The organism is Colwellia sp. 20A7, from assembly GCF_009832865.1.
Classification (GTDB): domain Bacteria; phylum Pseudomonadota; class Gammaproteobacteria; order Enterobacterales; family Alteromonadaceae; genus Colwellia.
This window is the reverse complement of sequence record NZ_CP047130.1, coordinates 1,931,470-1,944,292: the sequence shown is the minus strand read 5'-3', so window position 1 is coordinate 1,944,292 and position 12,823 is coordinate 1,931,470. Positions and strand designations below refer to the sequence as shown.

7 protein-coding genes are annotated in these 12,823 nt (G+C 34.4%); 4 read left to right on the top strand and 3 right to left on the bottom strand.

Going from position 1 to position 12,823, the window contains the following annotated elements; all coding sequences use genetic code 11:
* The first annotated feature begins 37 nt into the window (after positions 1–37).
* On the top strand, positions 38–610 hold the full coding sequence (gene smrB, locus GQS55_RS08445) for an endonuclease SmrB (RefSeq protein WP_159819692.1): 573 nt from the start codon (positions 38–40) through the stop codon (positions 608–610).
* 196 nt (positions 611–806) lie between these two features.
* On the opposite strand, the gene sixA is transcribed toward smrB, so the two are convergent.
* Entirely contained in the window at positions 807–1,349 is a 543-nt protein-coding gene (sixA, locus tag GQS55_RS08440; protein ID WP_159819690.1) for a phosphohistidine phosphatase SixA, read from the bottom strand.
* Positions 1,350–1,545: 196 nt separating this feature from the next.
* On the opposite strand from sixA, the gene GQS55_RS08435 reads away from it, so the two are divergent.
* The 3 genes from GQS55_RS08435 to GQS55_RS08425 all read left to right on the top strand — a co-directional run bounded on the left by GQS55_RS08435 (position 1,546) and on the right by GQS55_RS08425 (position 10,830).
* The gene (locus GQS55_RS08435; RefSeq protein WP_159819688.1) at positions 1,546–4,359 is read left to right on the top strand and encodes an insulinase family protein; all 2,814 of its coding nucleotides are present in this window, start codon (positions 1,546–1,548) and stop codon (positions 4,357–4,359) included.
* A gap of 175 nt (positions 4,360–4,534) precedes the next feature.
* On the top strand, positions 4,535–9,232 hold the full coding sequence (locus tag GQS55_RS08430; RefSeq protein ID WP_159819686.1) for an EAL domain-containing protein: 4,698 nt from the start codon (positions 4,535–4,537) through the stop codon (positions 9,230–9,232).
* 389 nt (positions 9,233–9,621) lie between these two features.
* Positions 9,622–10,830, top strand: a complete 1,209-nt coding sequence (locus tag GQS55_RS08425; protein ID WP_159819684.1) for an IS256 family transposase — start codon at positions 9,622–9,624, stop codon at positions 10,828–10,830.
* A 65-nt stretch (positions 10,831–10,895) separates the two neighbouring features.
* Here the strand turns inward: GQS55_RS08425 and GQS55_RS08420 are convergent, their stop codons facing one another.
* Positions 10,896–11,393, bottom strand: a complete 498-nt coding sequence (locus GQS55_RS08420; protein ID WP_159819682.1) for a PaaI family thioesterase — start codon at positions 11,391–11,393, stop codon at positions 10,896–10,898.
* Between the two features lie 86 nt (positions 11,394–11,479).
* The gene (locus GQS55_RS08415) at positions 11,480–12,730 is read right to left on the bottom strand and encodes a phenylacetate--CoA ligase family protein (protein WP_159819680.1); all 1,251 of its coding nucleotides are present in this window, start codon (positions 12,728–12,730) and stop codon (positions 11,480–11,482) included.
* Between the last annotated feature and the right edge of the window lie 93 nt (positions 12,731–12,823).

Genomic DNA, 12,823 nt, shown 5'->3' with positions numbered 1-12,823 from the left:
AAAGATTAACTGATATTTTTAAACTGCCATGATAAAAATGAAAGATATGTTTCAAAAATCAAACGACAACACTGAAGAAAAGCTGTTTCAACAAGCGATAGGCAAGGTGAAACCTTTAAAGGTGGACACAATACACTTTGATAAAAAAGTCAGCAAGCCAAAAAGTAAATATCCACTAAAAAACTCATTACAAAATACTATGCAGCACAAAAATAAAGCGCATGCACAATTTCATTTCTCTGATGAATTCGAGCCTAATTTAAATAAACAAGGCCCAATGAAATACGTTCGCTCAGATGTTGACAGTTTTGAAGCTAAGAATTTACGACGTAGTGTATATAAACCTGATTTAATTTTAGATCTACATGGTTTAGATCAACACCAAGCCAAACAAGAAATTGCTGCGTTACTTTATGCTTGTCAAAAAGAACATGCGCAATGTGTTTGTATTATTCATGGACTTGGCTCAAGAGTATTAAAAAATAAAGTTCCTCACTGGTTAGTACAGCACCCAGATGTAATGGCATTTCATCAAGCGCCCTTAGAATGGGGTGGTAATGGCGCTTTATTAGCATTGGTTGAGCTTAAAGATAAATTTAATAGAATGTAATTTTTAGGCTAACTTTAAATATCCTACTAGTAATACCAATATCACTAGCTATGTGATCATTTCTACTTGCTAAAATCACCAACTACATCGTTATTTATTTAATAATTAGAACAACTAGTTATTAAAATAAATGCCTTGTATTTCGCAATTTTTTCTACGTATAAAATTGTTCACTTAATTAATGAAACTGGTATAACTATAAAGCCCCTTCACTGATAAGCTTTGCATTTTCCGGTGAAACCATCCCCACCAACTCGCCATGCATTTTATTAATATCATAATTAATGATCGCAATTGCGCCTGTTGCAAAAAGTGGCATTTTGGTTGATTTAGTTAATTCAGCAATAAAATAACTAACAAAAGGCATATGTGACACAAATAAAACACCTTGTTCTTCATCTAAGGTTTTATCCTTATCAAAAAAGTCGGTATCGTTAAAAAAACCATCGATAAAATCATGAACTTGTCGCGCATTACCTGAAGGAGTGATCAAATTAAGTGTTTCGGGTATAACTCCACTATTGATTGCCATCTCTGGAATAGCTTCAATAACATTGGCACAACTCTGTTGAGCTCTAAGGTAAGGGCTAACAAAAACTTTAATTTGTGACAGCTTTTGATTCGCTAGCCACGCTCCCATTTTTGTAGTTTCATCAATGCCTACTTTTGTTAACGGTCTAACTGAATCTTCAGTGTCAGTATTTGCGGCCTCTCCATGGCGCATGATAAAAATATGCATTTAATCTCCAGTTTATCGAGCAGATAAACTTACCCTTGTTGTCTTTATTTTGGCTATAGTAATGGTAATAGAATATAAATCAACTGTTAAGAATAAAATAGACTCTACTTATTCCATAAGGTAATTTAGAGACTGTAAATTCAATAAGAACAGGTCGATTTAAAAAGAGTTCTCAATCTAGTTTAGGAGTCACAATTTGAAGCAAAGTCCAAATGATTTAAAAAAATATCAATCGCTTACTTTGGACAATGGTCTACGCGTCTTATTGATTAATAATGAGGAGTCTAATAAATCTGCCGCTGCCTTAGCCGTTAACGCTGGACATTTTAATGATCCACAAGCTAGGCAAGGTTTAGCTCACTTTCTAGAACACATGCTATTTTTAGGTACAAGCAAATATCCTGATGGTAGTGAGTATCAAAAATTCATTAACCAACATGGCGGTAGTAACAATGCTTGGACGGCAACAGAGCACACTTGTTTTTACTTCGATATCCAATATCAATATTTTACCGAAGCATTAGAGCGCTTTAGCCAATTTTTTATTTCGCCGTTACTTTCTGATGATTTTGTTACAACAGAAAGAAAAAATATTGAAGCGGAATTTAAATTAAAACTTAAAGATGATGTTCGTCGTTTATATGATGTTCATAAAGAAACGATTAATCAGCATCATCCTTTTTCAAAGTTTTCTGTCGGGAATCTAGATACACTTGCAGATAGAAATAATGAATCTATAAGCAAAGAAATCAGTGCTTTCTTCAACCAATATTATCAAGCAAGTTATATGACACTTGCCATAGAAGGTCCTCAATCTTTAGTTGAATTACAACAATTAGCCAAAAGCATGTTCGGTGACATTAAAAACAATAACCAATCATTAAGTAAAATTACTGAGCCCTTATATCTGCCTGAACATCAGGGAATACAAATAGATGTAAAGCCTGTAAAAAACGAACATCAATTAATTATCAGTTTTGCAATGGAGAGCATCGATAAATATTATCAAGATAAACCTGAATCTATCTTAGCTTATTTAATAGGTCATGAAGGTAAAGGCAGTATTCTATCGACATTAAAGAAAGCACAATGGGCAATGAGTTTAACCGCAGGTTCGGGCATCAACGGTTCTAATTTTAAAGATTTTAACATTAGTATTGGTTTAACTGACTTAGGAGAAACACACCTTAATGATATTATTAGTCTTGTTTTTTCTTATATAGGTTTACTCAAGTCGGCAGAAATTCCCGACTATTACTACAAAGAAAAACAAACCATTGCAGAGCTATCATTTATTTATCATGAGAAATGCAGCCCATTAGATAATGTTAGTCAATTGGTCATTAATATGCAGCATTATCCTTCTAAAGACTATATTTTTGGTGACTACATCATGTTAGGCATGAGTCATAAAAAGGTTAACCACTTACTTAATTATTTAAATGTCGACAATGTTCGAGTTATTCACGTTAGCCAAAATAATAACTTTTCTAAAACCAGCGCTTGGTATCAAGTTCCTTACCATGTAAATCGAATAAACAAACACACATTAACGACATGGCGTGAACTGTCAACACCTACTGACAAAGGGTTTAAAGAGAATAAAGCATTATCTCTCCCCAAAGAAAATCCTTATATAACGGGTAAAATCCAAATTTTTGATAATAATGATAATGAGAACACATTACCTTTAAAAATTGAAGATTCTAATGGTTTAGTCGTATGGTATAAGCAAGACACAACATTTAAAGTACCCAAAGGTTATATTTATGTTGGTATAGATTCGCCCTACTCTGTAGAGAGTGTTGAGAGCGTAGCTATGACGAGGTTATTTGTAGATTTATTCACTAATACCGTTGTCGAAGAAAATTATGATGCTGAACTTGCTTCTATTCATTACCACTTATACGCTCACCAAGGTGGTATGACTTTACAAATATCCGGTATCAGTGAAAATCAACCCAAGCTACTAGAAAGACTATTATATCGACTAAAACATCACAACATTACACAAGCAGACTTTACTTTATTTAAAAAGCGGTTAATCACTCATTGGGAAAATAGCGATAAGAGTAAATCAATTTCTCAATTGTTTTCTACATTAAGTTCTTTGATGCAACCAAACAATCCTAGCCCAATAAGCTTAGCGAACGCTTTAACTCATGTTACTTTTGCACATTATCAAAACTACAGTAAAAAGCTTTTTGAAAAAATAACGCTAGAAGTACTCATACATGGCAATTGGCTAATGGAACATGCTAATGGAGTAGTTACTAATATCAAACAAGCATTTAATAACCATTATAATAATGAATATACAGTTAAGTGCCCGGTTCTTGATATAACCGATAAAGAAACATTTATTCTACCAATAACCATACCTGAACATGATCATGCCACAGTGGTTTACACCCCTTTACCCACAAGAAGTAATAAGTCAATTGCCTTAACAATGATAGCTAGCCAGCTATTATCTCCTTTATTCTTTCAAGAAATGCGCACAAATAAGCAATATGGCTATTTAGTAGGTGTTGGTTATGTGCCAATAAATCGATACCCGGGAATCGCATTTTATATTCAGTCGCCACATACTGATGCTATTTCCTTAACTCAAGCGATAGATGACTTTATTAGTCAATGCGTAGAATCAATAGAAAGCATGACCAGTGATGATTGGTCACACGTCATTCAAGGTTTAGCGGGGCAGTTACAAGAAAAAGATAATAATTTAAGAATAAAAAGTCAGCGATTTTGGGCGGCAATTTGTAATAAAGATTTAGACTTTACCCATACACAGAAGCTTGTTGACGTTATTATAAGTATAAAACTCGAAGAAATATCAAGCTTTATTCAAGAGCATTTAATGACTTATTCAACACCTGATAGAGTCATACTGATGTCTACACCAACCCAAGACTCGGGGTTTATTCAGCAAATACAGAATGATTTTAATAAAGGAACCATAATAAAACCTGACTGTTTTACTAAAAAAAGTGAAAGAAAATACTAATACTGCCGATATAAGTATATGAATAGATAATTATTAGCGCTTAAAACAATTATAGAGAAAAGTTGACTTAATGCGGCGCATGATTTTAAATGGTACAAACCTTATTTTTCTATTTTTGTATAAAAAACAATAATGCTTTGCATTTCTTTTACTTTAAATCGAACTAGGTTGTGCTGTGCTGCCATATTTATTTACATTGATTGCGATTATTACTTTATATTTAATTGCCAATAAAATACCGCTGATGGTAATTATAAAAAAGATTATAAGCACTATTTTATTAACAACCCTATCGATAAATATTTATGCTGCTGATTTATTAACAAGCAGCCCCCTTTCTACAGAAAACGTTTTTAGTAATAACCTCCTCAAATTTAATCAACTATCAACATTAGACGGATTATCAAACTCCAATGTATTTAGTATCACACAAGACAGCCAAGGGTTTATCTGGTTTGCGACAGAAGATGGTTTAAACCGTTATGATGGCAATAATATTGTTGTCTATAGGCATAATACTAATGATAAGTACTCAATTGCTGATAACATTATTCGTAAAATATTCATTGATAGTGAAGAAACGCTCTGGGTAGGTACAGAAAATGGCTTAAGTCGCTATAACGTTGAACTTGATAACTTCAATAATTTTATTCATGAAGAGAGTAATAATTTATCCCTAAAAGACAACGTTATATGGGATATTTATCAGAATAAACGCACCTCAACAAAGGAAGAACAAGAGCAACCTTTGTTATGGATATCTACAACCGAAGGGTTACAGACATTATCAGTTACAACGCCTGTTAAGGATATAACATTTCAACACCTTTATATCCGAAATTACAATGAAGTATTTAAAGAAATTAAAACCATCTTCCAAGATAATGCAGGTACATATTGGCTAGGGAGTTACGATAATGGTATTCACTTACTGAGCAAAAAACTCAATTATATAGGCTCACTTAATAAGCAAAACAAACACAACCTATCAATTACAGCCACAGCTTTGTTTGATATGAAAACCATTGACAATCAATACTGGCTAGCGACAAATAATGGTTTATATATTGTTGATGACCGTTACCAATTAATTTCACATTTAACAACAACCCCAAATGATACCAATATTCATCAAGTACTATTATCTAATACGGTTAGAACCATTGCTCAATATGATGAAAGTCACATTTGGTTAGCGACTCATAATGGTTTAAATACCATTGACTTATTAAACAAAAAAGTTCAAAGCTACCAAAGCAATCCAAAATCAACGTCTATAAGTGACAACTGGTTAATGGATATCTATCGTGACAACAATAATAATATGTGGCTCGCTAGTTACGGTGGAGGAGTCAATCAATATTCAGCATTGAAAGATTTTATTTATCATGGTCTAGCTAAAGATAATGGTCAAGGTTATCGCGTTGAATCTTTTGCAGAAAGCTCTGACGGTACCATTTGGTTATCTACAGAAAAAAATGGGTTGTTTAGCTTATCTAAAACAAAAGTATTAACTAAAAGTAAACTGAATTTAAATGAAAATATTTGGCAGGTTATATCAACTAATAGTGAACAACTTTTTCTCAGGACAGAAAGTGGGAGACTTTATCAATATGATATAAATAATAATAGTACTACAGAACATAAGGCTTGGTTAAATGAGTCAAACCACCCTATTGATAACTTTGTAGTAAAAATAAGAGAAAGCCTTTGGTACCTTAATAACAATGATTTTTTAACACAATATCAAATAGAACAAAACACATTTACTGTTTACCCAACGCGTAATAGAAGTAAATTCATTAACTTTCAAGTTAATGGGGATAAACTTTTTCTTTTATCAAAAAATAATCAAGCATTTACCTTTGATACATATAATTATTCTTATGAAGAGACGAGTAAAAAATTAACAGACATTATTAATAACAGTTTAATCAATAACATTTGGATGCATAATAATAATTTTCTATTAGGCACCGAATCTCAAGGCTTAACAGTCCTTAATGATAAAGAAAACTATACATTCAATGAGAATAATGGTTTACAAAACAATTATATTGCCTCGTTATTGGTTGATAATAATGAAAATATTTGGGTAGCAACAAATACAAGTATAAACTCTATATCACTTACAACAGAAAAAATAATAAAGTTTGATTTAGACTTTGATATCAACACCCCTGAATTCCAGGAATCAGCAGCCTTTAAGTCAAGTAATGGTGAAATGTTTTTTGGTAGTCCCAATGGGTTTTATCAGTTTAGTCCCGATGAACTACTAAAAATAAAACAAAATATTACCGCGCCAATATTCACAAATCTTTATGTTGCTAATAAAAAAGTCCCGATTAAAATAGATGAGACAGAAGAATTAACCAATGCACCTGCTTCTTTTACCCTTAAAAAACAACTAAATAATTTAGCATTACTCGAATTAGCCTACAAGCAATCTCCTATAAGTTTCGAATTTGTCTCTCCTAATGCAAAACTTAATAATCAACTACGCTACAAATATAGGTTAGTAGAACTGGAAACTGATTGGATTGATGCTTCTATTAATACAGGAAGATATAACAACCGGGCTACTTACACCAATTTAAGCCCAGGTGATTATATATTTGAAGTACAAGCCTTTGATGTTCATTATCCTCAACAAGCTAAACTGAGTCGATTAAATGTAAGAATATTACCACCTTGGTGGTTATCAGCAAGTATGATAACGGTCTATACATTTATCTCTTTATTGTTTTTAATTTATATATTTCAACAATATAAAAACAAAAAACACTATAACTCACAGATAAAAGAAAGTGAAGAACGCTTAAAGCTATCACTTTGGGGCAGTGGCGATGAGATGTGGGATTGGAACATTATCACAGACAAAATATATCGTTCTAATATTTGGGGAGTTTTAGAGTTTCCTCAAGATGGCACTCGAAATAAAAGTGCCCATACATATCACAATGGTAATAAAGAAACTAACATACATGAACACGATATTGAAAAAGTAAAAAGTGCGCTAGCTGATCATGTTTCTGAAAAAACAGAACATTTTGAAGCAACTTACCGAGTTAAAGATAAAAACAATCAATGGATTTGGATTTTAGATCGAGGAAAAATAGTCGAACGTGATGACAAGAATAATCCTTCACGTATGACCGGTACACTTAAAGATATTAGTAAAATAAAAAAAGCTGAAGAAAGTTTAAAATTATTTGCTCGATGCATACAAAATATATCAGATGCCGTTGTTATCTATGATCGTCAATTTAATATTGTAGATATTAATAAAGCCTTTCAACGTATAACAAAACAAGCAAGAGATCAAATGATCGGCCAACCGATCACGTTCAAACAATACCCTAAAAGCTTCACTCAAAATATTAAGCAACATTTAGTCACGAAAGGTAGTTGGCATGGTGAAATAGAAAGTTTACGAGCTGATGGTAGTAAATTTTTTGCTGATTTAAATTTAGATATTCTTCATGACGAAAATAACAAAATATCTCATTTTGTTGGTGTTTTTTCCGATATAACAAAACGTAAAGAAATAGAATCTGAATTGAAAAAATTAGCCAGCTCAGACCTATTAACCGGTTTACCTAATCGTTCATATTTTCAAGCTAACCAAGCTCGATTAGTAAATAATAATATTAATCATGCCATACTCGTATTTGATTTAGATAACTTTAAAAAAATCAATGACTCTATGGGACATCAAATAGGTGATGCTATTTTATGTCAAATGGCTAAGAGAATGTTAACGCTCAGACGTAAACAAGATACCGTTTATCGATTAGGAGGTGATGAGTTTAGTATTATCCTTGAAGGCACTAATGATATACATACTATTACTTCATTAGCCAAAGATATCTTACGTACGGTAGCTATCCCCTTCAAAATAAAAAACCAAGAAATAGTCTTGTACAGTAGTATTGGTGTTGTATTGTTTCCTGAAGACGGCAATACAGGTCACGAGCTCCTAAAAAATGCTGATACAGCGATGTATCATGCAAAAGGTAATGGCGGTAATAAATACCAATTCTTCAGTGATTCCATGAACAAACAAGCAGTAAAACGATTACAAATAGAAAGTTTAATTCGACATGGTTTAAAAGATGATTCATTTTCTGTTTACTATCAGCCAAAAATTGAAATTGCGAGTGGAAAAATTTCAGGAATGGAGGCATTAGTTCGCTTCGAAACACCTAGTAAAGGTATTATAAGCCCTGTTACTTTCATTCCTGTCTCAGAGGAAACGGGACAGATTATTGAGATAGGGGAAATAGTATTAAGAAAAGCCTGCTTTGCTACAAAAAAATGGGTCGATGCCGGCTTATTCGATGGCCGAGTCGCTGTAAACTTGTCTGCGGTACAATTTACTCAATCTAACTTAGTTGCACAAATAGCAAATATTTTAAAAGAGAGTAAGTTACCACCCAAGCATTTAGAGTTGGAGATTACCGAAGGTACAGTCATGAACTCTCCGCAAAGTGCTATCGAAACGATGTTACAAATAAGAGCTATGGGTATTCATTTATCCCTAGACGATTTTGGCACAGGCTACTCCTCTTTAGCGTATTTGAAAAAATTCCCGCTTAACACTTTAAAAATAGATAAAGCTTTTGTCGATGATATTGAAGAGTCTGAAAAAGGTAGGAATATGGTTGCTACCATTATCACTATCGCTCATAACTTAGGTATGAATGTTGTAGCTGAAGGCGTTGAAACTAATCAACAACTAAAATTTCTAGCTGGATTACACTGCGAACAATTACAAGGTTATTTATACAGTAAACCATTAGCCACTGACCACTTCCAAAAATATTTAATTGCTCATCAAATTACGAGTAAGTCGACTTCCTTTAGCCGATAAAACATGTAATATCTGATTTTTTTATAACGATATCGCTAATAGTTAAGTTGACAGTAGTGATGTTATTCAAGAACAAACTAAAGGATTGTTTATGGTGGAAATAATTCACTGTATAAAATACTTTGGTGGTTTGAAACTTACGAAGGTAATTGTGAGTATGATATAAATTTAGAATCGCAAGAGTTTAGCGGGTAAGCGCTTAGCTAAAAAGACAGTTCAAGAAGTGGGTTAAAAGTGAGTCTAAAAGTTAATTAGCCCAATAACAGCTACGAGCCTGTAGCAGTTTTAGACTAATTAACTTGCGCTAGGTTGAATTATGAGCCTGTAACAGATTTTGTGTAAGTACTTTTCATCAGTTACCCTAGTGGTATCAAAGAAAGGTAAAACACATGAACCATAAAGAACTTGAAGCTTTTGCAAAAGAAGCCGCAAAAAGTATTAAAACAGGCGAAGATTTAGATAAATTCAGAGCTATGCTAACCAAGGTTACTGTTGAAGCGGCACTAAATGCCGAATTAGACGACCACCTTGGTTACGCTAAACATGAAAAAACGAGTACGCCCAACAACCGTAACGGGTTTAGCGCTAAAAAAGTTAAAACCGAGGACGGAGAGTTTGAGCTAAATACACCACGTGACCGTGATGGTAGCTTCGAGCCGCTCCTCGTAAAGAAAAATCAAACACGATTCACCTCTATGGACGACAAGATTTTATACCTTTACGGCAAAGGTATGACGACGCGCGATATCGTCGACTCGTTTGATGAATTCTATGGCGCAGAAGTCTCTCCCACCTTAATTTCTCGTGTGACCAACGCGGTTATTGAAAAAGTCGATGAATGGCAAACAAGGCCGTTAGAGCCTGTTTATCCTATCGTTTATATGGACTGTATCCGTCTAAAAATCAGAGAAGATAATAAGGTTATCAACAAAGCGGTTTATTTAGCGCTAGGCGTTGATGTCACAGGGCAAAAGGACTTACTGGGTATGTGGTTCTCTGAAAATGAAGGGGCTAAATTCTGGCTTAATGTGTTGACCGAGCTCAAAAACCGAGGCGTTCAAGATATCCTTATTGCCTGTGTTGATGGTTTAAAAGGCTTTCCTGATGCCATTAATACCGCCTTTGAAAATACTCAAATACAGTTATGTATTGTACATATGGTAAGGAATTCGCTGAAATTTGTGCCTTATAATGATTATAAAGCGGTAACCAAAGACCTAAAAACGATTTACCAAGCCATAAACGAAGAGCAAGCATTGAAGGCATTAGATGCATTCTCAGCACGCTGGGACGATAAATACCCAAGCATATCAGCTTCCTGGCGACGTCATTGGGATAATCTCAATACCTTATTCATTTACCCGAATGATATCCGCAAGGCTATATACACAACGAATGCGATAGAATCGTTAAACAGCGTTATACGCAAAGCGGTTAAAAACAGAAAGGTATTTCCCAACGATGACTCAGCTAAGAAAGTTATTTACTTAGCCATTACTCAAGCATCGAAAAAATGGACTATGCCAATAAGGAATTGGAAATCGGCCTTGAATCGTTTTATGATTGAATTCGAAGACCGTATTTCAGACTATATTTAAAAATGGTACTTACACAGATATTGTTACAGGGTCTGAATTATCACACTATTACATAGTAATACACATTAGCTTTTAGGTGTCATACCTTCAGGCATCAGTACGGCAATCACCTGCCCTTTGACACAAACAGTGTCATCAGCAGACAAAGTTATATCAACAATAACTTTTCTTTCTTTTACTTCACTAAAATGCCCTATTAACGTTAATTCAACACCTTGTGGTGTTGGCGCTAAGTAATTAATGTTCAATGCACCGGTTACAAACCGTAATGCAGGTGCACTACCCATTTCACGATTTTGAGCAAGATAAGCCATTGCAGAGGCACTGCCAGTACCATGACAATCGATCAGCGAAGCAAGCATACCACCATAAACAAAGCCCGGAATTGCGGTATAAATGTCTTCCGGCATATAATGGGCGATTGTTGTACTCGCTAATAAATTTTCTTTATCAATATTTTGCCAAAAACTTTTTAACTGATGGCCATGACTATTATTTTTACCACATCCATAACAATGACTTAGTTCTTCCGGGTAACAGTCTTGAAAAGCTTTGATTTCCATATTTATTCCTTAATATTAGATTTAATTAAGCCCAGCTTGGAACTTGCTTTATCTTAATTCGACTTAACTTAATTGTTATAAATCAATCAATCAATAGTTCGAACATCATCAATAACTTTGCCATCATCAGCAAGCGTTCCAGTTGCAACAAACTCTATCGTTCCTGTTAATTTTGTAACCTTTTTCAGTGTGCTACTAATACTATCAAGCGTACTTGTAACATCTTCGTCCAAGTATTTATCATCAGTTAATTCGCACTGTAAGTGCATTTTATCATTGTAATTAACTTGCGAGACCAGTAAACGCATCTTAGCAATGTATGGATATACTTGCCTAACCTGCTCAATTTGATTTGCATGAACAAACATACCTTTAACTTTAGTTGTTTGGTCTGCACGCCCTAACCATCCCTTAATACGCATATTAGTTCGACCGCAGTCGCTTACGCCTAACTTCACTGCAGATAAATCTCCGGTAGCAAAACGAATAAGTGGGTAATCTACATTAAAACTAGTAACAACAACCTCGCCCACTTCGCCTTCAGCAACAGGCTCTAAACTGCCTGGACGTACTATTTCAACAAGTAGGTCTTCAGCAATAATTAAACCATCATCAATTTGTGATTCAAAGCCAATAAGACCAACATCAGCAGTCGCATAGGCCTGCAAAGTATCAATTCCTGCAGCAGAGAACTCCGCTCTTAAGGATTTAGGTAAAGCTTCACCTGTGACCAAAGCCTTAGTTAAACTAGATACGTCTCGGTTTTCAGCTTTGGCTTTATCCAATAATATTTTTAAAAATGAAGGAGTACCGGCATAGCCTTGTGGTTTTAAGTGTTCAATAATATCGAGTTGTTGATCTGTTTGTCCTGGACCTGCAGGGATCACGACACAACCACAAGCTCTAGCGCCTGAATCAAGTATAAAACCGCCAGGCGTTAAATGATAAGACAAACAATTCTGAACAATTTCACCTTGCCTAAATCCCGCGGCGTAAAAAGCTTGTCCCATACGCCACCAATCATCTTTCGTGTTTTCAGGATCATAAATAGGGCCAGGCGATTGAAAGATTCGACCTAAATTAGCTTTTGCAGCGTTCACCCCTCCCAAAGGAGAATGCTTAGCCTGCAAACGAATTAAATCAGACTTTCGAGTAATAGGAAGTTGGGCTAACAATTCACGGCTAGTGATTTTCTCCCCATCAATATGAGCTAGCGTTTCTTTATAGTGATCACATTCCTGTTTAGCATAATTGATAAAGTCTGCCAAACGCCCTATTAATGCTTGCTCTCGCAATGGTGAGCTTTGGCACTCACTCTCGTAAAAGTATTTATTCATGGTTACTCGATAACCTCTTGTGATAACGTTTAATATTATTTAAGTTTACTATGTACTTTTCAGGTAGCCGTCAACCCATTCGATGTTTACAAG

What these genes read in the sequence shown, in the direction of transcription:
- smrB (WP_159819692.1), top strand. Translation starts at nt 38, where the DNA reads ATGAAAGATATGTTTCAAAAATCAAACGACAACACTGAAGAAAAGCTG.
- sixA (WP_159819690.1), bottom strand. Translation starts at nt 1,349, where the DNA reads ATGCATATTTTTATCATGCGCCATGGAGAGGCCGCAAATACTGACACT.
- GQS55_RS08425 (WP_159819684.1), top strand. Translation starts at nt 9,622, where the DNA reads ATGAACCATAAAGAACTTGAAGCTTTTGCAAAAGAAGCCGCAAAAAGT.
- GQS55_RS08420 (WP_159819682.1), bottom strand. Translation starts at nt 11,393, where the DNA reads ATGGAAATCAAAGCTTTTCAAGACTGTTACCCGGAAGAACTAAGTCAT.
- GQS55_RS08415 (WP_159819680.1), bottom strand. Translation starts at nt 12,730, where the DNA reads ATGAATAAATACTTTTACGAGAGTGAGTGCCAAAGCTCACCATTGCGA.